At 69.9% G+C, this 20,101-nt stretch carries 19 protein-coding genes and 2 pseudogenes; 12 read left to right on the forward strand and 9 right to left on the reverse strand.

What is annotated here, in order from left to right; all coding sequences use genetic code 11:
- Window positions 1–43: 43 nt before the first annotated feature.
- From ACH45E_RS07665 to ACH45E_RS07680, 4 genes are all read left to right on the forward strand, one after another.
- On the forward strand, window positions 44–1,060 hold the full coding sequence (locus tag ACH45E_RS07665; protein WP_399040185.1) for a recombinase family protein: 1,017 nt from the start codon (window positions 44–46) through the stop codon (window positions 1,058–1,060).
- 474 nt (window positions 1,061–1,534) lie between these two features.
- Window positions 1,535–1,798, forward strand: a complete 264-nt coding sequence (locus ACH45E_RS07670) for a hypothetical protein (protein ID WP_361457606.1) — start codon at window positions 1,535–1,537, stop codon at window positions 1,796–1,798.
- A 592-nt stretch (window positions 1,799–2,390) separates the two neighbouring features.
- Window positions 2,391–3,041, forward strand: a complete 651-nt coding sequence (locus ACH45E_RS07675; RefSeq protein WP_361457609.1) for a hypothetical protein — start codon at window positions 2,391–2,393, stop codon at window positions 3,039–3,041.
- A complete protein-coding gene (locus tag ACH45E_RS07680; RefSeq protein ID WP_361457612.1) occupies window positions 2,927–3,586 on the forward strand; it encodes a hypothetical protein in 660 nt (219 codons plus the stop codon). Before ACH45E_RS07675 ends, ACH45E_RS07680 begins: the two co-directional genes overlap by 115 nt.
- A 466-nt stretch (window positions 3,587–4,052) precedes the next feature.
- On the opposite strand, the gene ACH45E_RS07685 is transcribed toward ACH45E_RS07680, so the two are convergent.
- Window positions 4,053–4,556, reverse strand: a complete 504-nt coding sequence (locus tag ACH45E_RS07685) for a hypothetical protein (RefSeq protein ID WP_361457615.1) — start codon at window positions 4,554–4,556, stop codon at window positions 4,053–4,055.
- A 91-nt stretch (window positions 4,557–4,647) separates the two neighbouring features.
- On the opposite strand from ACH45E_RS07685, the gene ACH45E_RS07690 reads away from it, so the two are divergent.
- The gene (locus tag ACH45E_RS07690; RefSeq protein WP_399040188.1) at window positions 4,648–5,721 is read left to right on the forward strand and encodes an IS5 family transposase; all 1,074 of its coding nucleotides are present in this window, start codon (window positions 4,648–4,650) and stop codon (window positions 5,719–5,721) included.
- On the opposite strand, the pseudogene ACH45E_RS07695 reads toward ACH45E_RS07690, so the two are convergent.
- Window positions 5,668–6,621: pseudogene (locus tag ACH45E_RS07695) on the reverse strand (helix-turn-helix domain-containing protein); the annotation flags it as partial. The gene ACH45E_RS07690 and the pseudogene ACH45E_RS07695 sit on opposite strands and share 54 nt — an antisense overlap.
- Window positions 6,622–6,804: 183 nt before the next feature.
- Here ACH45E_RS07695 and ACH45E_RS07700 point away from each other — a divergent pair.
- From ACH45E_RS07700 to ACH45E_RS07710, 3 genes are read left to right on the forward strand one after another with little or no spacing between them, the layout of a single operon-like run.
- Complete coding sequence (locus ACH45E_RS07700) at window positions 6,805–7,749, forward strand: NADP-dependent oxidoreductase (RefSeq protein WP_361457621.1); 945 nt, start codon at window positions 6,805–6,807, stop codon at window positions 7,747–7,749.
- A 38-nt stretch (window positions 7,750–7,787) separates the two neighbouring features.
- Window positions 7,788–8,288, forward strand: a complete 501-nt coding sequence (locus tag ACH45E_RS07705; RefSeq protein WP_020131489.1) for a cupin domain-containing protein — start codon at window positions 7,788–7,790, stop codon at window positions 8,286–8,288.
- Window positions 8,289–8,322: 34 nt separating this feature from the next.
- A complete protein-coding gene (locus ACH45E_RS07710) occupies window positions 8,323–8,502 on the forward strand; it encodes a hypothetical protein (protein ID WP_399040190.1) in 180 nt (59 codons plus the stop codon).
- A 4-nt stretch (window positions 8,503–8,506) separates the two neighbouring features.
- On the opposite strand, the gene ACH45E_RS07715 is transcribed toward ACH45E_RS07710, so the two are convergent.
- Window positions 8,507–9,049 (reverse strand): hypothetical protein, encoded by a 543-nt coding sequence (locus ACH45E_RS07715; RefSeq protein ID WP_361457624.1) that lies wholly within the window; start codon window positions 9,047–9,049, stop codon window positions 8,507–8,509.
- Between the two features lie 257 nt (window positions 9,050–9,306).
- Between ACH45E_RS07715 and ACH45E_RS07720 the strand changes: the two genes are divergently transcribed.
- Window positions 9,307–10,068 (forward strand): SDR family NAD(P)-dependent oxidoreductase, encoded by a 762-nt coding sequence (locus ACH45E_RS07720; protein ID WP_361457627.1) that lies wholly within the window; start codon window positions 9,307–9,309, stop codon window positions 10,066–10,068.
- Window positions 10,069–10,185: 117 nt separating this feature from the next.
- Here ACH45E_RS07720 and ACH45E_RS07725 read toward each other — a convergent pair.
- From ACH45E_RS07725 to ACH45E_RS07740, 4 genes and pseudogenes are all read right to left on the reverse strand, one after another.
- Window positions 10,186–10,932: pseudogene (locus tag ACH45E_RS07725) on the reverse strand (tyrosine-type recombinase/integrase); the annotation flags it as partial.
- A 44-nt stretch (window positions 10,933–10,976) separates the two neighbouring features.
- A complete protein-coding gene (locus tag ACH45E_RS07730; protein ID WP_399040192.1) occupies window positions 10,977–11,666 on the reverse strand; it encodes a recombinase family protein in 690 nt (229 codons plus the stop codon).
- A gap of 302 nt (window positions 11,667–11,968) precedes the next feature.
- The gene (locus ACH45E_RS07735) at window positions 11,969–12,625 is read right to left on the reverse strand and encodes a response regulator transcription factor (protein ID WP_361457630.1); all 657 of its coding nucleotides are present in this window, start codon (window positions 12,623–12,625) and stop codon (window positions 11,969–11,971) included.
- A complete protein-coding gene (locus ACH45E_RS07740; RefSeq protein WP_361457633.1) occupies window positions 12,622–13,779 on the reverse strand; it encodes a sensor histidine kinase in 1,158 nt (385 codons plus the stop codon). Before ACH45E_RS07740 ends, ACH45E_RS07735 begins: the two co-directional genes overlap by 4 nt.
- A 165-nt stretch (window positions 13,780–13,944) precedes the next feature.
- Between ACH45E_RS07740 and ACH45E_RS07745 the strand changes: the two genes are divergently transcribed.
- Window positions 13,945–14,700 carry an ABC transporter ATP-binding protein gene (locus ACH45E_RS07745; protein ID WP_361457669.1) on the forward strand — a complete coding sequence of 252 codons (756 nt, stop codon included), beginning with the start codon at window positions 13,945–13,947 and terminating at the stop codon, window positions 14,698–14,700.
- A gap of 15 nt (window positions 14,701–14,715) precedes the next feature.
- Entirely contained in the window at window positions 14,716–17,274 is a 2,559-nt protein-coding gene (locus ACH45E_RS07750) for an FtsX-like permease family protein (protein WP_361457636.1), read from the forward strand.
- A gap of 522 nt (window positions 17,275–17,796) precedes the next feature.
- Here ACH45E_RS07750 and ACH45E_RS07755 read toward each other — a convergent pair.
- Together ACH45E_RS07755 and ACH45E_RS07760 are read right to left on the reverse strand one after the other, a co-directional pair.
- Window positions 17,797–18,600: a maleylpyruvate isomerase family mycothiol-dependent enzyme gene (locus tag ACH45E_RS07755; RefSeq protein WP_361457639.1), complete on the reverse strand. Its 804-nt coding sequence runs from the start codon at window positions 18,598–18,600 to the stop codon at window positions 17,797–17,799.
- The gene (locus ACH45E_RS07760; protein WP_361457642.1) at window positions 18,597–19,211 is read right to left on the reverse strand and encodes a helix-turn-helix domain-containing protein; all 615 of its coding nucleotides are present in this window, start codon (window positions 19,209–19,211) and stop codon (window positions 18,597–18,599) included. The genes ACH45E_RS07755 and ACH45E_RS07760 overlap by 4 nt, the downstream gene beginning before the upstream one ends.
- Window positions 19,212–19,283: 72 nt before the next feature.
- Here ACH45E_RS07760 and ACH45E_RS07765 point away from each other — a divergent pair, with 72 nt between their 5' ends.
- Window positions 19,284–20,072 (forward strand): SDR family oxidoreductase, encoded by a 789-nt coding sequence (locus ACH45E_RS07765; RefSeq protein WP_361457645.1) that lies wholly within the window; start codon window positions 19,284–19,286, stop codon window positions 20,070–20,072.
- Window positions 20,073–20,101 lie beyond the last annotated feature (29 nt).

Below are 20,101 nucleotides of genomic sequence, written 5' to 3' on the forward strand. Positions count from 1 at the left end.
CGGACCCCCTTCTGAGACTTGCATTGTGCGAAAATCCGGGCCCATGACGGCCCCTCAGCAGCCCTCACCGTCCGACCGGTCGGACGCGGGCGACGTCGAACAGCACGCCTGTCCGAAGTGTGATGCTCAGCCCGGCTCGCCGTGCCGCTCGCGCGGCGGCGCGGTCGCCTCCGCCTACCACACCCGCCGCTTCACCCAGGTGCCTCGGCTGAAGAGGGCGCTGCGTGTGCCGACCCCGGCCGACCGCGGACCGGGCCGGCCGTGGCGGCCGTGGCGGCCGGGCACCCTGCCGCCGGCCCCGATCGACCCGGAGCTACCGAGCGCGGACATCCGCATCGGCTACGCCCGCTGCTCGACCCTCGGGCAGGAACTCGACTCCCAGCTCGACGCGCTCAGCAAGCACGGCATCCCGAGAGACAAGATCTTCAGCGAGAAGATCAGCACCCGCGTCCGGGTCCGCCCCCGGTTCGAGGAGGCGCTCCGTACAGCTCGGGAGGTCAAGGCGCACGCCCCGCACTGCCGCGTCATCTTCACCGTGTACGAGATGAAGCGGCTCGGCCGCGACGCCGCCGAACTCACCGCACTCGCTGACCACCTCACCGCGCACGGCCTGGTCCTGGAGATGCTCGCCGGCCCCCTGCCCGGCATCTACGACCCGACGGGGCCGGGGAAACTGCTGTTCGCGTTCTTCGCGGCGATGGCGGAGACCGAGCGGGAGAACATCCGGGAGTCGACGCTGGAGGGGCTCGACACCGCGGCCCGCAAGGGCAAGCACGGTGGCCGGCCGCCGGTCATCACCGATGACATGCTCCACACCGTGCTGAGGCGCCGTGCGGGCGGCGAGTCCGTCGAGCAGATCCAGCCCGACCTGATCATCCCCACCGGCAAGCGCAAGGGACACAACCCCTCCGTCGCCAGCATCTACCGGGCGCTCGCCGAACACGCCAAGCGCGAGGCATACCCCGAAGCCGTCGACCAGGCCCACGCCGACTTCGCCGCCCTTCAGGTCGGCGAAGTCCCCGGACCCCGCCCTGCTTTCCCCGACCGAGCGTCACTCTGATTACAGAGAGCTACTTGTCACTTCGCCGTAGCTTCGGGAGAACAGGGCCAAGTCCACGTCGGCCTCGACCTTCAGCCGGGCACTCTCACCCTCACCCGCTCCGGCAAGGGCTTCGCGGCGTACCACGCCATGGTGGAGTTCGCCTCTGGCCACGCGAAGCCGTGGATAGCGCAGAAGGCCAAGTTCTCGGCCAAGGGGCCGGACGGCAAGTCCGTGCATTGACCGTAGCTCTCCTCAACGACACCCCTGGACGGCCCCGGGGCTGGCGTCCCCGCCTCGATATGGCAGGTCGTGGCCCTTGCCGCGACGTCCGCCGGAGACGTCGGCATCACCTACGCGCCTCCTGGCTGCGCCTGAACACGGCCACGGTGAGCGGTTTACGTGGCCCGCGCGCTGCCGTCTGCGGCGGTTCGGGGTTGCCGGGAGTCCTGGACGGGGAAAATATGGATTATCCGTCTTTATTGGGGGGCCGACATGTCGTTCTGGGGTAAGGCTTCTGCTGTGGTCGCCGGGGTCGCTGGCGCGTACGTCGGCGCCGCCCACGGCGCGTACAAGGTCGTTACGCGGACGGGGACCTTCGACGAGGGCTTCGAGACGACCTACAAGATGATGGAGGCGGGCGAGGAGTTCGGCGAGAAGCACGGCGAACAGCTCACCGGGGCCGCCATCAGCGTGGCCACCGCCGTGATGAAAGGCGAGATCGACAAGCACAACAAGCACACCCCGCCCGCGAGCTGACCACCTGAAGGCGAAGCCCCGGCGCAGCGATGTGCGACGGCCGGGGCTTCGCCGTGTCGTTCTAGGATGATGGCGGGAGGAGGACGTGCAGTAGGTCGTATGCCTGGCTCATCCTCTCGGGCCCACCACGACCCGCGTGCCACGGTGAACTCGCGCCCCCCTTCTGCCGTCCAGCGTGCGCGTCAGTCCGACGGCGGTCCGCCGTTGCCCAGCGCGGCGCCGTGGGCCCGACCCGTATCCGCCGCCCGTTGGGCACCACCTCCGAACACCCGGCCGAGCCCTTGCGAAGACGGCCCCAGGACCACCCAACGGACGGATGATCTTGTGCTTCGCCACCCTCGGTGTCCAGGCCTTCCACGGTCGTCACAGCAGATCCCGCGTCAGGAGTCGTACGCCCAGGCCCGTCCGGGCTGCCGGTACTGCTCGACGTCGGTGGCTGACCTACCCCGCGACGTGACCCCGGATGGGCCCTCCCGATGATTCTGGGGTGGGGGGCACGCGACTGTCCGGTTCTGGCTACCGTGCGAGACGTGATGCAGCGCCCCGACGTCCTGGACGACGTGCCCGAGCTCAAGGAAGCAGTCGACGCCGCGTGCGCGGCAGCCCCCTCCGAGGCCCGCGCCCGGCAGATCCGCGCCACGCACGTGAGCTGGTCCGTGCCCTCAAGCACCCCGACCATCCGCTGGACGTCGGCGACGACCTGGCGGACGTCTTCGCCTACGACTCCCTGAAGGAGTACGAGCACCTGGCGCTCGTCGGCGAGCTGCGTGGCCGGGGTGCCAAGCGGCCCACATCGGAGGCTACGGCGAACGTGCGCTCGGGGGTGATGGCGCTGCTGCAGCGTGAGCTCGGGCTGAAGGTCGTCCACCTGCGCCCGCAGGAGGAACAGCCACGCAAGGAACCCGTCGACGTCGCCCGGCGCGAGCGGATGCGCGAGAGTCTGCAGACCGTCGCCGATCTCATCGGCCACCGCACCCACTGGACCGCCGAGGGCGGCCTGCTCACCCGCAGCTTCCCCCGCTGGGTACGGATGCTCGCGATGGCCTCGGTCACCCTGGACACCGGCTGCCGGGTCGGAGAGCTGTGCGCGATCCGGCTGGAGCCCCCGCCCTGGAGGAAGTCCGCATCGTGCGCCGACCGCAGAACGCCCGCCCGGATGATCCGGTCTCGATCGAGGTCTACCCACTGCGCCGGGCGACCCGGGCCGCGCTGCAGCGCTGGTTCCTGGTGCGCCGACTGCTGATGGTCGATGTCACCGGCAGCGCCGACGCCCTGTGGGTGTCCGTACGCGGCAACCACGGCGGCATCGTCGGCGAGGCCGGGCCGCTGTACCGGCCCGCCGGCACCACCCTGCAGCCGCGCGGCGCCGGACGCGCCTACGCCGCGGCGGTGGCCAAGGTGAACACCGAGCTGGCCGGGACCGAGGGCTGGGAACCGCTGCCCGAACGCATGGAGCAGTTGCGCCGCGGCGTCACCGCCCCCGAGCTCATCCTCGTACCACCGCGCCCGGACGCGGAGAAGGCCGCCGAGTTCATGGACCGTCTGGAGAAGGCCGGCCGTCAGCTCGCCGCCCTGCCCGACGCCCGCTCGACCGCGACCACTGGACGTGCCGCCCGCGACGAGGCCCGGCACGTCCTGCGCGAGGCGTGGCGGCTCGGCGTCGAGCACCAGGTGCAGCTCGACGTCCTCGGAGGCTCCGGACTGCTCGCCTACGACACTCCGCGCGCCGGTTGGGAGCCCGAGCTGCTGCGCGCCATTGACCGCGCCGCCCGCCTGCGGCCGCTCTGAGGTAGAGCACCACGAAGGCTGCGGGTGGGTGCGCTGCCGGAGAACTCACGGGATGTCGCACATCAGGTGTGGTTCTGGACCCATAGGCTGATGAGACCGACGGTTGCGGTACCAACGCCTGTGCAGGCGCCGCGCAGTACGAGCCTTGTCGCCTCGCGATGGTGGATAGTTACCCAATGGATCACGCGTTCCCAACGCGATGGAGATTTCATGGGTTCTCCGAGATTGGTCCGGATGAGGTGGGCCCAAGTGCTTGCCGGCACCTGAACTGGGCTTGGAGCCAAGGGTCTGCGCGATGCGTAGGAATGGGCGTCATCTCCGGGGATGATTCGAATGTCCTGATCTCAGGGACATCCCGGATGGAGAGTGCTAGCCAGGGCCGCCATGATGGGATCCAGAAGCGGCCACCGGTCCGGATGAGTCGCTACAGCCTCTCGTTGCCGCGAGAAGCTCCTCGATCTTTCGCTCACGCGCGCATGGTGTAGACGTCGGCGGCGGGGGCCTTGCGGCCGGTGAGGAACAGCGGGCCGCGGGTGCGGTCGAGGACTTCCGTCGTGCGGACGGTGCTCACGCCGCGGGCCCGCAGCACGGGGGCTATCTCGGAGTACCGGATCACGTCGCCGTCGGCGTGGCCGGACAGCAGCGTGACGAGGGCTTGATCGACGTTCAGCCGGGATTTACGAGGCCAGCCTCGTGCCTCACCGAGCCGGTGGGCAGTGTGACGGCCCCAGGCCAGCCACGGGTTGCCGCAGGGAAGGGCCGTGCTTGCCGGCGACCGCGTGAAGTCCGGGCGGGCGGCGAACAGGGCGGGCTGGAGCCAGCACAGGGACGGCGGCAAAGCCAGGGCCGGATCGGGTCGCCGGGGACGGCCCCGGCGGCCGTACTTCACCACGGTCTGCTTGGGTTGGCGGTCCCAGAGCGCCGTCAGGCCGTAGAAGAACAACTGCTTGTGACTCAGGCGAGGCAGCAAAACCTCCGGTCTGTCGCCGGTCGCGGCAGCCTCCGTTCTCGCCTGGACCCAGCACAGACGGCAGTACTCCTCCCGCAAAGGCACTCGGCGGGTGCAGTCAGCGCATGCGTACGGCAACGCGGCCGACCATCCTGACCGGGTGCGCCGGTATCCGTCGGACATGACGGACGCGGAGTGGGCGGCCGTGCGGCCGTTGCTGCCGGTGCCTGCCTGGCTGAATGGGCGGGGTGGACGCCCCGAGGGCTACTGCCACCGCCAACTGCTGGACGCGATCCGATATCTGGTCGCGGGCGGGATCTCGTGGCGGGCGATGCCCGCGGACTTCCCCGACTGGGTCCGGGTCTACGCCTTCTTCCGCCGCTGGCGCGAGCACGGGCTGATCACCGAGTTCCACGACCGTCTGCGCGGGAAGGTCCGTGGACGCGAGGGCCGCGAGGCCGAGCCCACGGCGGGGATCATCGACGCGCAGTCGGTGCGGGCCGCCGCGACGGTGCCGGCCGCCTCACGCGGCTACGACGGCGGGAAGAAGGCGCCGGGCCGCAAACGGCACATCGTGACCGACACGCTGGGCCTGCTCCTGGTCGTCGCGGTCACCGCCGCGAACATCGGTGACCGGGACGCCGCTGTGGGCCTGCTGAGGCGGCTGCGCCGCCTGCACCGCGACATCACCCTCGTCTGGGCCGACGGCGGCTACACCGGCTCCCTCGTCGACTGGTGCCGGGACAGACTCGCCCTGACCTTGGAGATCGTCAAGCGCACCGACGACATGGAAGGTTTCGTGGTGCTGCCGAGGCGGTGGGTGGCAGAGCGAACGTTCGCGTGGCTGATGAACTCCCGCCGTCTGACGAGGGACTACGAAACTCTGCCCGCTACCAGCGAGGCGATGATCCGGTGGTCGATGATCACGCGGATGAGCCGGCGTCTGGCACGGCGACGGGCCGCCGGCCGGCACCGATGGGTAGCCGCGTGGTCACACCGGAGCACGTGGTGGATAGCTTCGCGGCCTTCCCGACGCTGCTCCGCGCGGCGGCCGGGTGAGGCGTTACGTCAGGCGGCGTGCGAATTGTGCTGGTGTCGCGTGGTATTGCTTCTTGAAAGCGCGGATGAAGTGGCTGCTGTCGGTGAAGTGCCAACGCGCGGCCGCCTCGGAGACGGTGAGCCGTGACCCGGATGCGGTGAGTGCCTCGGCCGCTTCCTCCAGGCGTCGGCGGCGGATGTAGGCGCTGAACGACTCGTCCACACTCGCGAAGGACCGCTGCAGGGTCCGGACGGAGACGTGCAGTTGGGCGGCTATCGCGGCCGTCGACAACTCGGGGTCGGTGAGCCGGGCATCTGCCAGGTCCTTGGCCGCCTGCGCCAGCGCCGGGGTGAAGGCGGTCTCGCGGTCGTCGAAGTGGTCGAGGATCAGCCCTTTGGCGAGTTCGAGCAGGGCGTTGCGGGACGCGTGCGCCCCCGCCGGGCCGAGGCCGCTCACGGTCCGCTGCACCATGCTGGTGTGCGCCATGAGGATCTGCGCTGCGGGCGACGTGGCCTGACCGGTGCGCGGTTTCCCGGCGACCAGGGGCCGCAGGGCGTCGCCGGGAAAGATGAAGATGCGGGTGCCGATCACGGGCGTGGTGTGGAAGTGGTTCTCCGTCACGACGTGGTGCATGAAGTAGGTGCCGGCCGAGACGTACGCGTCACCGCCCTGATCGTGCGGGTCCTGCAGGGCCACCACGCCGCGCAGCCCGACGTACAACCTGATCTCATCGTGCTCGTACGTCCCGACTGCCCGGGTGCTCACGGGTGAGGATGCCCAGAGCTCGTTGACGGCGGTGTCTTCCAGCGTCACCGAGCGCATCGTGCCCTGGAAGCCGTCGACCGTGGAAGCGCTGAATTCCGGCAGCGGGTACAGGTCCCCCATACGGTCGTTCCAGGTGTCGATGAACGGCTCCCACGTGCCCCGACCGGTGCCGGTGGAGTCGGCGTCGACGTTGAACGTGCCCACCTTGGTGGCCGGGCCAGGTAAACGCGGCCTGCTCGTCATGTGCTCTCCGCCCCCTTGAGGATGTCGCCGGAATCCCATTCCGTGTCGCGAAGGTACACCCGTTCGACGTACGCCTGTTCCTACGCTTGGTGGCGATTCAACCTCCACGACGATCTACCGCCTGCCGACCGTGCCCGGCGTCGCAGCCACCGTGTTTTGCATCTTGACCTCGCGCGCGGCGCAGGGGCGACCGCGACCTCGCGGGCGAAAGTGAGAAGAACTATGAAGGCAGTGCGCTTCCACCAGTACGGCGACCCCGACGTCCTGCGCTACGAGGATGTGGAACAGCCGGATCCAGGCGCCGGGCAGGTGCGGGTCCGTGTCGCGGCGACGTCGTTCAACCCGGTCGACGCCAACATTCGCGCCGGTTTCATGCAGGGGCCGATCCCTGTGACGCTGCCGCACACCCCCGGCATCGACGTCGCCGGCACGGTCGACGCGCTCGGCGAGAGCGTGACCGGCATCCAGGCCGGGGAGCAGGTCATCGGCTTCCTGCCGATGGCGGGACCCGGCGCCGCCGCGGAGTACGTTCTGGCACCGGCTGAGTCCCTGACGCCCGCGCCCAAGAGCGTCGCGCTGTCCGACGCGGCCGCGCTGCCGCTGGTGGGCCTGACCGCATGGCAGGCGCTGTTCGAGCACGCCAAGCTGACCGCCGGGCAGCGCGTGCTGATCAACGGTGCGGGCGGAGCGGTCGGCGGCTACGCCGTGCAGTTGGCCAAGCAGGCCGGCGCCCACGTGATCGCCACGGCCGGTCCGCACAGCAGCCGACGCGTCACGGACGCGGGTGCGGACGAGGTCATCGACCACACGACCGCCGACGTCGTCGCGGCGGTGAGCCAGCCGGTCGACGTCGTACTCAACCTCGCGCCGGTCGAACCGGCACAACTGGCCGCGCTCCTCGGTCTGATCCGCCCCGGCGGTGTCCTGGTGAACACCACCGTGTGGATGCCCGCACCCAGCGACGAGGAGCGCGGCGTACGCGGCATCGACCTGTTCGTCCGCAGCGACGCGGAGCAGCTGTCGCATCTGGTGGAGCTGATCGACAGCGGCGAGCTGCGCGTCGAGGTCGCCCGGCGGGTGCCGCTGGCCGAGCTGCCGGCCCTGCACGCCGACGCTGCCGCGGGCGTACTGCCCAGCGGCAAGGTCGTCGTCACGCCCGGCGCCTGACGCGCCCACCTGACTGAGCTGTGAAGGAGACGACCCCGATGATCCCCGACGACGATCCGTCGCGCTCGCTGACCGTGGCGAACCCTGACGACCCCGGCACGACGTACATCTCACTGGTGGGCAACACCTACGGCATGCTGATCACCGGCGAGCAGACCGACGGCCGATACTGCCTGATCGACATGCGCATCCCCGACGGCGGCGGCCCGCCGCCGCACCGGCACGACTTCGAGGAGATGTTCACGATCCTCGAGGGCGAGATCGAGTTCACCTTCCGCGGCGAAAAACACACCGTACGGGCCGGGTCCACGATCAACATCCCGGCCAACGCGCCGCACAACTTCCGCAACGCATCGGGTGCGCCGGCCCGCATGCTGTGCATGTGCACCCCCGCCGGCCAGGACGAGTACTTCACACGCATCGGTGACGTCGTCGTCGGCAAAGACGCACCGCCCCCGCAGCTGTCGGACAACGAACTCGCCGAACGCCGTCACCGGGCCGCCGAGTTGGCGTCGACCTACCGGAGCGAGTTCCTGTAGCTCGCAGGCCCGGCAAGCCCGGCACCGGTCTGCCGTGGGCAAACTCGCCCTGACCTTGGAGATCGTCAAGTGCACCGACGACATGACAGGGTTCGTGGTGCTCCCCAGACGCCGGGTGGCAGAGCGCACGTTCGCATGGTTGATGAACTCCCGCCGTGTGGCCCGGGACTACGAGACGTTGTCGGCCAGCAGCGAGGCGGTGATCCGGTGGTAGACGGTCACGTGGATGAGCCGGCGTCTGGCACGGCCACGGGCCGCCGGCGGGCACTGAACATCCCCGATGCCTCCAGGAGGAGCCACCCGCGTTCCAGGGCCAGGCGCCTGGCCCTGGAACGCACCCCCTCGACCTTCGCCGACGTCGTCCCAAGGCCCAGCTCCACCGCGATCTCCCTGGCCTTCACCGGTCCATTGCCCGCGGACCGCCGCTCCTCCAACACGCCCAGAATCCGCTGGTAGTCGGGCGCGAGCACGGTCACCGGCAGCCCGTCCCGCCAGGGCGGCACCACCGACCCCGGCACCGGTGAGGGCACCGTTTCCTGCTCCGCCTCGGTCACGGCAGTCGTCTCGGAGGCGGACAAGGCCAGGGCCTCGACCAGTTCCTCCTGCGCGATCACCCGCCGATCCAGCTCGATCTCCGCGGCCTCCAACACCTCAGCCAACCGCGCGGCTTCCTCCCGCAGGCCCTCCACCCGCACCCGGGCAGCCGCCTCCCGCTCCTCCAGCATTCCCAGCACCGACGCCACCGCGCACCCCTCGGTCATGAAGCAGATACAAGACGTCCGCATGCCTCCCTCACCCCGAGCAAAACCATGCCTGACCAGTAGAAATCAACGGATCACGTTCGGTTGAGATACAGCTTCTCAGAGGGGGCCCTGACAGGACCAGGGAAAACGGGGGCCTGCCACATCCAGCGAATGCCGTCAAGACTGCGGTGGCACCGTTTTGAAGGAAACAGAGAACATCACTGTCTGCGCCGGGCCTGAACGCCGTCGGCGCCCTGGACTGAAGGGTAGATCTCGTGGATCTCTCCAACCGCACCGTTCTCATCGTCGGTGGAACCTCGGGTATCGGGCGAGAGCTGGCCCGCCGGTTCGCCTCAGCGGGCAGCACCGTGGCCGTTGGCGGCCGCAGCCCAGAGGCACTCTCGAAACTTGCCGGGGAAGGCTTCGGCACGTTCGGTATCGACGTCACGGACAGTGCCTCCGTCGCGTCATTTCGTGATGCCGTGCTCGCCCGGTACCCCGCGCTGGACACCGTGGTGACCATGTCGGGGGTCATGCTCCTGGAGGACCTGCGCGACCCCGCGCACTTCGAGGTGGCAGAGACGACGATCGACACCAACCTGCTCGGCACCATCCGAGTCATCGACGCCTTCACCCCCCACCTGGTCCAGCGGGGCACCGGCACCTTCATCACCGTCACCTCCGGAATCGCCTTCCTGCCGTTCCCGCCCATGCCCAGCTACGCCGCCTCGAAAGCCGCAGTGCACGCCTACTCCGAGGCACTGCGCGCGCAGCTCGACGGCACCGGTGTCGGCGTCGTCGAGCTCGTCCCCCCGGCCGTCGCCACAGCAGGCCAGGAAAAGGTGAACCCGCACGCGCTGCCGCTCGACGACTTCGCCACCGAGGTCATGCACCTGCTCTCGGAGAACCCCACCCCTCACGAAATCCTCGTGAAGGGCGTCCTCATGCACCGCTGGGCCGAGCGCGACGGCACCTACGACGACCTCGTCGCACAGCGCTCCCAGGCCCTGGCCATGCTCCCCAGCCGCGAAGGCTGAAGCCCTTCCCCCGCCAGCAGCCTCCTCGCTCATCGCCCCCGAGCGGCCAACGGGCAGCCACGCGTCCTGGACACGAACGGCCCGCCCCCGCGACCCACCCTGCCGGGCGGCGACGGTTCAGCGGCGGACGTCTCCGGGGGCGAGCAGACTGGTGAGTTCGGCGATCGCCTCCGGGGAGGGCTTGAAGTAGCGGCGAACGTTCTCCGGCTTCTTGTGCCGGGACTTCGCCATCAGCATCAGCAGCGAGGCGCCCCGCTCGCCGAGGTGGGTCAGGGCAGAGTGGCGGTACTCGTGCAGGTCCCAGCCCGTTCCCAGGCCGCGCAGGGCGGTGTGCTCGTCCAGCAGCGCGCGGGCCTGCCCGTAAGAGAGCCGGGCCAGCCCGGTGTCCGGGCACACGTCGCGAGAGCTGACGACCTTGCACGGTCCCGGGCGGCGGTGGGTGGCGAACACCGGCCCGTGCGTTCGCCCCTTGAGTAGTCGCGGCAGCAGCCGGGCGGTGCCGGCGTCCCAGTAGACGGTCTCCAGCACGAAGTCCTCGCGCGCCTGGCCGCGGCGGCGGGCCTTGGTACGGGCGCCCTTGGCCTTGACCAGGCAACGGCGCCCGGAGAGGTCCAGCTCCTCAATGTTCACGCCCAGGATTTCCTCCGCCCGCCCTGCGGTCTCGTAGAGCATCCGCCACAGCGTCTTCTCTCGCAGGTGGACCTCGCGCCGGGCGATCAGCCGGTCGATCGCCATCTTCGAGCGGGCCGGGGTCTCGGAGTCCGGCACCGCCAGCCGCTTCGCCCAGTACGGGACCATCGGACCGCCGTAGCCACGATCCCGGCACCAACCGAGCCAGCACAGCACCCCGGCCCGGCGGGAGTTGGGGTGCCGGTAAGAACGCTGTCACCAGCCGCAAACGGCGGTGATCAGCCCTCGGACCTGGTGGGTTGGGGCAGTTCCGGCGTGCTCGTCGCCTCAGCGAGTGCGAGGCGACCACCCTTCAGCTCGGGCACGTAGTTGTAGATCGTGTTCCTGGAGACGCCGAGGAGCTTTGCGATCGAGGTGACGGTGTTCTCCGGACGGGCGAGCAGGTCGCGGGCGTGACGTACCTGCTCCTCCGTCATCGCCGGCGGGCGGCCGAGTCGGGCACCGCGGGCACGAGCGGCGTCCAGGCCCTCGTTGGTGCCCTGCACGATGAGTTCGCGGATGAACTCCGCCAGGGCCGCGAACACGTGGAACACCAGGCGTCCGCCGGGCGTGGTCGTGTCGAGCGCCTCGTGCAACGAGGTGAAGCCGACGCCACGCTTACGCAGGCCGGACACGATCGCGATGAGGTCCTGAATAGAACGGCCGAGCCTGTCCAGCGACGGAACGACGAGAGTGTCACCCTCGCGCAGGTAGTCGAGGGCCTTCCACAGTTCCTCGCGTTCGACGTTCTTGCCGGACTTCTTGTCGGCGAAGATTCGGATGCACCCGGCTTCGGTGAGTGCGTGGATCTGCCGATCGAGTAGTTGCCCCTTGGTGGACACGCGTGCGTATCCCACGAGGTCGCCGGTCCGTGCGGCTGGAACGGGGGCGAGGAGGTCGACGGTGTCGTCGTCCTGAGGTGGCTGCACCCGCCAGATCGTACAGAAAAGGGTGCTGCCCAAGTTCTTGAGCACATCGACTTTCTGACACCGTTTTATGTGCATGATCCGGCGCAGATCCGGCCGCGCGGCGCCCCTTACCGATCTTGCTCATCAATCGGTCGATTCCTGCACGCCACAGCAAAGTGGGAACGCTTCGGGCGGTCATCAGTGCGTTGGATGAGGTCCCCGGTGGCCGGGGCGATCGAGAACAGCCAGGCCCGCAGGCGTCCTCGTGTCGTAAGCGGCGATGGGCGAGATCGCAGGCCTGGGGTGACCTGCTTGCTGCCGGGTCATGGTGAGGACGACACCAGGCCCGCTCTGTAAGCGATGATCACGAGCTGGACACGGTCGCGGGCGTCGAGTTTGGTCAGCAGCCGCGCCACATGGGTCTTGGCGGTGGCGTGGCCGATGAACAGTTCAGCGGCGATCTCGCTGTTGGACAGGCCGCTTCCGACGAGTGTCAGCACCTCGCGTTCCCGCTCGGTGATGCCATCGAGTCGCTGCGGAGGGGCAGCGGCCGCGGGACGGTTCGCGAACTCCTCGATCAGGCGTCGGGTGACGCTCGGTGCGATGAGGGCGTCACCGGCGGCCACGACGCGGGTCGCGGCGAGGATGTCGTCCAGCGCCATGTCCTTGACCAGGAATCCGCTGGCCCCGGCCCGGAGCGCGGCGTAGACGTTGTTGTCGTCGTCGAAGGTGGTGAGCATGAGCACGCGCGGTGCTGGGGCGTTGGCGGTGATCATCCGGGTGGCTTCGATGCCGTCCATGCCGGGCATCCGGATGTCCATCACGACGACGTCGGGCCGGAGTTCCCTGACCAGCCGGACTGCCTCCGTGCCGGTTCCGGCCTCGCCCACGATCTCCAGATCGGGGGCGTCGGCGATGACCATGCGAAGGCCGGCTCGTACGAGGGGCTGGTCGTCGGCGAGGACGATGCGTACGGTCATCCCGGCAGCCTGGCTGTCACCCGGAAGCCGCCCTCGGGGCGCGGCCCGGCGCTGAACTCGCCGCCCAGCAGATCTGCTCGGTCGCGCATTCCAGTGATTCCGTAGCCGGTGCCGTCGGTCGCGGCATCGGGCGGCGCGCCGGTGCCGTCGTCGACGACCTCGATGGCCAGCTCGGCGGTGCGGTAGTCGACGTTCACCTGGCAGTGGCGGGCGTTCGCGTGGCGGACCACGTTGGTCAATGACTCCTGGATGATGCGGAATGCCGATTGGTCCGTGTCGGGTGGCAGCGGACGTTTCGTTCCCTGCCAGCGCACCTTTACGTGGAGTCCGGCCGTGGCGGTGCCCTGCGTCAGCCGGTCCACGCCTGCCATACCCGTCACCGGTTCGGGTTCGGTCCCATGCAGCGTGCCGAGCATTTGGCGGAGCCCCACGAGGGTCTCCCGGCTGGTCAGCTCGATCGCGTCGAGTGCTCTGCGGGCTCCCTCGGGCTGGGTCTTGATGACCCGCTTGGCTGCTCCGGCCTGGATGGCGACCACTCCGATGCTGTGGGCGACCGTGTCGTGCAGCTCCCGGGCGATTCGCAGGCGCTCCGCCTGCACAGCCTGGGCGGCGGCTTGTTCACGCAGCCGCTCGGCGTACTCGCGCCGCTGGCGGATCGAGCTGCCCAGCGTCCAGGAGACAAGGGCGACCGAGACGATCGGCACCGCGGCCTCGGTCACACCGTGCGCCCAGCCTCCGTTCGTGATCCGCCAGCCGCTGATCTGCGCCGTGAGGACCGCGACGGCCGCCATGGCAGTGGTGCGACGGCTGCGGCCGGCGGTGGCGGCGATGTAGAGCAGCAGCACGTCCGCCGTCGGGAGCAGCAGAGCCCACGCCCAGGGAGCGAGCGCCGCAGCCGCCAGGGATTCGGTGAGGACCAGGCCCAGGACCGGCAGTGGTCGGCGTCGGGCCGCTACGAGCGGCAACGCCAGGCCGACGGCCAGCGCCAGGCCGGCCCAGGGGCCCCGCAGGAAGGGGGCGGCCTCGGGCCCGCCCTGTTGCTCCAGCAGCCACAGCACCAGTGCGAACAGCGGGGCCGCGCACCAGGTGAGGACCGGCCAGGCGCCTGGCGGGATGCGTCCGAGCAGGGGCGGCCGGGGCTTGATCTCTTCCACGGGCCGAGCGTAGGCGTGCGCCCGGCTCTCCGCGTCGCCTAACAGGCGTACGCCTGTGGCATGACGGACCACCCGACGGGTCCGCTGAGGGCCGGACGCCCCCAGGACCCGGCTTGGGCGAGCGTGGACGGCGTTCCGAGCTCCACCGAGAGGACTCCCATGGTGATGGACACGATGACGACGACCACGTACGCGGCGGCTGCCCGAGCCCGTGGGCTGCACAAGGTCTACGGGGAGGGGGAGACCCGGGTCCTGGCGCTGGACGACGTCAGCGTGGTGTTTCCGCGCGGCGAGTTCGCCGCGATCATGGGTCCCTCGGGATCCGGCAAGTCCACGCTGATGCACTGCATGGCCGGGCTCGACAGCGTGACCTCCGGCTCCGCGACGATCGGCGATGTGGAGCTGGTCGGCCTGAAGGACAAACAGCTGACCCGGCTGCGCCGGGACAGGATCGGGTTCATCTTCCAGGCCTTCAATCTGATGCCCACGCTCACCGCCATGGAGAACATCACGCTGCCCGGTGACATCGCCGGGCGCAGGCCCGACAGGGACTGGCTGGCACGGGTCGTCGACGCGGTGGGCCTGGCCGACCGGCTGAAGCACCGCCCCGGCCAACTGTCCGGTGGACAGCAGCAACGCGTGGCCTGCGCCCGCGCCCTGGCAGGAAAGCCCGAGATCATCTTCGCCGACGAGCCCACCGGGAACCTCGACTCGCACGCCGGCGCGGAGGTCCTGGCGCTCCTCGGATCCTGCGTGCGCGACTTCGGCCAGAGCGTCGTCATGGTCACCCACGACCCGGTGGCCGCCTCCCACGCGGACCGGGTGGTCTTCCTCGCCGACGGCCGCATCGTCGACGAACTGCGATCGCCCACCGCCGACAGTGTGCTGGACCGCATGCGCCGGCTCGACCGCGTCGGCTGACGGGGGCTGTCACCCATGTTCCGTACCGCACTGCGCAATGTCCTGGCCCACCGCGGCCGGCTCCTGATGACCACCCTGGCCGTGCTGCTCGGCACCGGCTTCATGACCGGCACCATGATCTTCTCCGACAGCATCCACCAAGCCGCGAACAACAGCCGCAGCAAGGACTTCACCGGCATCTCGGTCCAGGTTGCCGACGACACCGCCGGACTGCCCTCCAGCGCCAGGCAGAACAGCACCAAGAGCTCCGCCCGGCTCACGGAGGCGACCGTCCGTCGGATTGCCGCGCTGCCGGGAGTCGCCGGGACCCGCGCGGTGGTGAGCGGCACCGCTGCCATCGCGGACAAGAACGGCAACATGATCGGCGACATCATGAGAAGCACGGGCGCCAACTTCGTGCCGGATGCCGCGGGGAACGATGCGCGCTACCCGATGCTCCAGGGCCGAGGACCGCACACCGCGACCGAGGTCGCCCTGGACCGGGGCACCGTCGAGAAAGCGGGCTACCGGCTCGGTGACACCGTCCGCATCGCCGCCAACGGCCCTGCCATCAGCGTCACCCTGACCGGCGTCTTCTCCTCCGACGCGCCTGCGGTCCGGTCCGGCAACCCGCTGGCCCTGCTGGACACCCAGGGCGCCCGGCGGGTGCTGTCGCTGGCGCCGGACCAGTACAGCAGCATCGACGTCACCGCCGCCCCCGGCACCTCCGAGACCGCACTGCTGCACGCCGTCACCCCGCTGGTCCCCGGCGGCAACCAATTCCGAGCCGAGACCGGCGCGCAGCTGGCCGCGCAGCAGGCCGAGAGGCTGGCCCAGAGCGGCAGGAGCCTGGCCACCATGCTGACCACCGCTGCCGGGATCTCGCTGTTCATCGGCATCTTCCTCATCGCCAACACCTTCACCATGCTGGTGGCCCAGCGCACCCGGCAGCTGGCACTGCTCCGCGCCATCGGCGCCGGCCGCGGCCAGGTCACCCGCTCCGTGCTGATCGAGGCGCTCCTTGTCGGTCTCAGCGGCTCCGCCGCCGGACTGCTCCTCGGCATCGGCATCGGCGCCGCGCTCGCGGCGGGAGTGAAGTCCCTGGACGCGGACCTCCCCAGAGCCAACGTGGTCATCACCCCGACAACCGTGCTGATCACCCTGCTCGTCGGCACCCTGGCCACCGTCCTGTCCGCCGCGCTGCCCGCCCTCCGCGCCTGCCGGATCCCCCCGGTCGCCGCGCTGAGCAGCGGCGAGCAACCCGCCACCCACCGAAGCGTGTTTCTCCGCAACCTCCTCGGCGCCCTGACCACCGCCGGCGGCATCGGCCTAGTCCTGCTGGGCAGCACCGAGAGGGGCGCCACGGCGCGCTTGCCGCTCATGGCGGGGGCGCTCCTCGCGGTCCTCGGCATCGTGCAACTGCTGCCGCTGCTGTCCCGCCCGGTGATCGCCCTGGCGCGCCCGCCGCTCGCCCGCCTTTGCGGCACCCCCGGCTCACTCGCCGCACTCAACGCGATCCGTAACCCGCGCCGCACCGCGAGTACGGCCGCCGCCCTGACCATCGGACTCACCCTGGTCACCGCGATGACCGTGATCGGCGCCTCTGTCTCGGATGCGGTCGACCGTGCCGTGACGCAAGAGATGACGGCGGACTACGCCGTCACCACGCTCACCGGCACCCTGGACCCGAGCATCGCGACATCGGTCGCCAAGGCCCCCGGGGTGGTCGCCGCCAGCCCGGTCACCGACGTGGAGTGGCGGATAGCCGGCGTGCGGACCGAGGCGAAGGGCCTCGATGCCGACAGTGCCGATCAGCTGGTCCGGCCGAGCATGAGTCAGGGGGCGGCCACGGCACTGAAACGAGGTCAGATCCTGGTGGACTCCGACTTCGCGAACCGGCACGGACTGGCCGTCGGCTCCACCGTGACCGTGGCCGCCCCGCACGGGACCGGCACCCGTCTCACCGTCGGCGGGGTGTTCGCACCCAGCCGGATGCTCGCCCCCGTGCTCCTGCCGGGCGGCGTGGTCACCGCACACCAGCCGTACGCGCCGGCGCAGCAGATCCTGGTCAAGGGCGCGAACGGGGCGACCCCTGCCTTCAAACAGGCTCTCAAGGACGCCACCGGCAAAAGTCCTGTGGTCGAGGTCGAGAACAAGCAGGACCTGAGGAACGGGTTCGACCGCACCATCACCTTCGCCCTCAACCTGCTCTACGCACTGCTCGGGATGTCGTTGCTGGTCGCGGCCCTGGGAGTGGTCAATACGCTGGCAATGGCCGTGTTCGAGCGCAGGCGCGAACTCGGCCTGCTCCGGGCGATCGGCCTGGACCGCGGCGGCGTCAAGCGGATGGTACGGCTGGAATCGGTGTTGATCTCCGTCTTCGGCGCGGCGATCGGCATGGCCTTCGGCGTCTTCCTGGCCTGGGCGGCCGGCACCACCATGACCGTGACCCTGCCAGAGCTCCGCACGGTCTTGCCCTACCCCAAGCTGTTGCTGATGCTGCTGGCCGCCGTTCTCGTCGGCCTGGCCGCCGCCCAATGGCCGGCTCGCCGGGCCGCCCGTCTTGACGTCCTGGACAGCATCACCGCGGACTGACGGCCCGGCTCGCTCCGGAGATCACGCCGGATCGCCCGGCGCCCGCCGCGTGCGGCCATAAGCAGCGGAGCGCCCTGCGGCTGGTGACAGCGTTCTTACCGGCACCCCCCCCGTTCCGGGACCGACGCCCCGTCAGCCTCCCACCACGGCCGACGAACGGCCTCGGGGAACATCGGTACAGCGGCTGGCGCTGAGAACGATCATGGCCAGGGTGTGAGTGCGCTGACCCGGTTCTCGTAACGGAACAGCCAGTCTCAGCGAGAACGATCATGGTCGGATAGCACATCGGGCGCACGGCGGTGGGGCCTTGGCGGGTGTGGCGTCATCGCTGAATCGAGCGATAGCGCCTTGCCGTAGGGAGACTCACTTTGCTCACCTGAGAAGGCGGCGCGAGGTGTGGGCCGGCGATCACAAGCCGTCGAGGCGCTCGAAGCCGTGACGCCCCGGCCGGAGCTCGCCGCCACCAGAGGGAGAGGACAAGCGGTCCGGGGCTGCCTGGGAGGCCGGCTTCCGGTGCCCCGATCAGATGACGTTGACGGTGTCGAGGAAGCGCGCGGCGAGGTCGGTGTCGCCGGTGAGTGTCACGTCGCTGTCGCGCCAGGACGACCGCTGCGTGCCCCAGTCGGGGAAGGTCAGCGCGGGGGCGGTGACGTGCGCGGCGACCGCTCCGTCGGAGGGAGCCAGGCCGCCCGCCTCATCGAACCACCAGGTTCCGCCCCCGGGGCCGGTGAGGGTCAGTGCGACGCGGGCGTCGAGCCCGGCGACCGGCGCCTGCGCGACCTGATTGCTCAGTACGGCGATCATCCAGGTCAGGACGGCTCGCATCCGGTCGGCGTCGGTGGACGGCGCGGGTCGGCCGAGTGCTGGGGCCATGTCGTGGCGCAGGTGGGTGTGGTGGTCGAAGACGAGTGCGCCGCCGATCAACAGGCCCAGGGGGTAGCGTCCGAGTTCGACGAGCGGTATACGCAGCCGGGTGGCGGGGGTGCGTCGGACGAGGTCGAGGAGCGTGGTCGCTCGGCGGGTGGCGCGGGTGTACTCGGCCATGACCTGTGTCCGGCTCCAGCCGCGGCGCCGGTCGACAGGGCTTTCGTTGAGTCGTTCGAGGCTGGTGGCCCGCAGCGCCTCCCGAGAGGGGGGTGTGTAGAAGTTCCGTGCTGTCGCGCCGATGTGGGCGACGACGTCGGCGATGCGCCATCCGGCCGCGGCGCTGGGCGCGGTCCATTCGTCGTCGGTGAGACTGCTGGTGAAGTCCAGCATCTCGGCGCGTTCGGCGCGCAGCGCGGCGGCCATGTTGTGCAGGTCGGCGGGGGGCAGGCGCTTGCTCATGTCGTTGTCTTCTCTGGTGGTGAGACGGGGCGGCGGATGGCCTGTACGGCCGCGTCGTAGAGGTCAGAGATGTCGGCCTGTCCGCCCAGGCGCATCCACTCCTCTGTCGCCGCCTGGAGGCAGGTGATCGCCGCGGCCGCGATCGCGCGCGCCTGCAGGGCGCGGTGGCCGGAGTCGGGCAGTCGCGGCTCGATCAGCGGTGCGAACAGGTCCTGCCAGCGGGCCTGCTTCTCGGCGTGGCCGGCGCGCAGGGATTCGTTGCCGAACAGCAGCGTGGTCATTTCGAGCCGGCGCTCGGCGGTGAGGTCCATCTCCTCGAGCACCTGGAACGCCGCACGCAGCGATGTCCACGGGTCTTCGTCGGTCGGGCGCTCGGCGAGCCGCGCGGCTATCAGTTCCCCCTGCTCGGACAGGCCGTTGAGGGCGAGGTCCTCCTTGTTGCGGAAGTAGTTGAACAGGGTCCGTTTGGAGACGCCCGCCGCGGCGGCGATCTCCTCGAGTGTCGTGTCGTCGTACCCCTTGGCCGCGAACAGTTCGACGGCGGTTTTGGTGAGGAGCGCGCGAACCACCGAGCGGGTCTGTTCCCGGATGGGCGTCGGTTTCTGAGCCATGCACCGATGGTACATCCCTTCGCGAGATGCAATCACTTGCACTCAGTGCAAGAGCATGCGTAGAGTGCAGGCATGAGCGAAATCGACTATCGCCGCCAGACCGTCATCGTCACCGGGGCCAGCTCCGGGCTCGGCGCGGAATTCGCGCGCCAGCTGGCCCGGCGCGGCGCGGATCTCGTACTCGTCGCCCGCCGCGCGGACCGGCTCAAGGACCTGGCCGACGAACTCACCCGCGCCCACGGCGTCACGGTGCACGTCGTCGCCCGCGACCTCGGCCGGCCCGACGCCGGCCGCACGCTGCGCGCCGAACTCGAATCCCGTGGCATCTACGCCACCGGACTGGTCAACAACGCCGGCTTCGGCAGCCACAACGCCTTCACCGACGAGGACCCGGACCGCCTGCAGAGCATGATCGCGCTGAACGTCAGCGCGCTGGTCGACCTCAGCCGCGCCTACATCGACCCGCTGAACTCCGCCTACACCGGCATCCTGATCAACGTCGCCAGCCTGCTGGGCTTCCAGCCGACCCCGTACCTGAGCGTCTACGGCGCCACCAAGGCCTTCGTCCTCAGCTTCACCGAATCGCTGTGGGAGGAAAACCGTGGCACCGGCCTGCGCGTCCTCGCCGTGTGCCCCGGCGCCACGAAGACCGAGTTCTACGACGCCGCGGGCAGCGAGACGGCCGACTACGGCGCGAAGCGAGTCACCCCCGAGCACGTCGTCAAGATGGCCCTCGACACGCTCGACCGCCGCTCCGCGCCCCCGTCGATGATCACCAACGGCCGCCCGATCGCGCTCGCCAGCAAGATCCTGCCGCGCCGCCTGATCGTCCGGATCATGGGCCGCATGGCCCGCGCCTAGTACTCCAGCAGGATTTCGCTGTCTGACCT

Origin of the sequence: Streptomyces sp. NPDC020299 (genome assembly GCF_044387825.1) — a bacterium.
GTDB lineage: Bacteria > Actinomycetota > Actinomycetes > Streptomycetales > Streptomycetaceae > Streptomyces.

What these genes read in the sequence shown, in the direction of transcription:
- ACH45E_RS07665 (WP_399040185.1), top strand. Translation starts at nt 44, where the DNA reads ATGACGGCCCCTCAGCAGCCCTCACCGTCCGACCGGTCGGACGCGGGC.
- ACH45E_RS07670 (WP_361457606.1), top strand. Translation starts at nt 1,535, where the DNA reads ATGTCGTTCTGGGGTAAGGCTTCTGCTGTGGTCGCCGGGGTCGCTGGC.
- ACH45E_RS07700 (WP_361457621.1), top strand. Translation starts at nt 6,805, where the DNA reads ATGAAGGCAGTGCGCTTCCACCAGTACGGCGACCCCGACGTCCTGCGC.
- ACH45E_RS07705 (WP_020131489.1), top strand. Translation starts at nt 7,788, where the DNA reads ATGATCCCCGACGACGATCCGTCGCGCTCGCTGACCGTGGCGAACCCT.
- ACH45E_RS07715 (WP_361457624.1), bottom strand. Translation starts at nt 9,049, where the DNA reads ATGACCGAGGGGTGCGCGGTGGCGTCGGTGCTGGGAATGCTGGAGGAG.
- ACH45E_RS07735 (WP_361457630.1), bottom strand. Translation starts at nt 12,625, where the DNA reads ATGACCGTACGCATCGTCCTCGCCGACGACCAGCCCCTCGTACGAGCC.
- ACH45E_RS07745 (WP_361457669.1), top strand. Translation starts at nt 13,945, where the DNA reads ATGGACACGATGACGACGACCACGTACGCGGCGGCTGCCCGAGCCCGT.
- ACH45E_RS07750 (WP_361457636.1), top strand. Translation starts at nt 14,716, where the DNA reads ATGTTCCGTACCGCACTGCGCAATGTCCTGGCCCACCGCGGCCGGCTC.
- ACH45E_RS07755 (WP_361457639.1), bottom strand. Translation starts at nt 18,600, where the DNA reads ATGAGCAAGCGCCTGCCCCCCGCCGACCTGCACAACATGGCCGCCGCG.
- ACH45E_RS07760 (WP_361457642.1), bottom strand. Translation starts at nt 19,211, where the DNA reads ATGGCTCAGAAACCGACGCCCATCCGGGAACAGACCCGCTCGGTGGTT.
- ACH45E_RS07765 (WP_361457645.1), top strand. Translation starts at nt 19,284, where the DNA reads ATGAGCGAAATCGACTATCGCCGCCAGACCGTCATCGTCACCGGGGCC.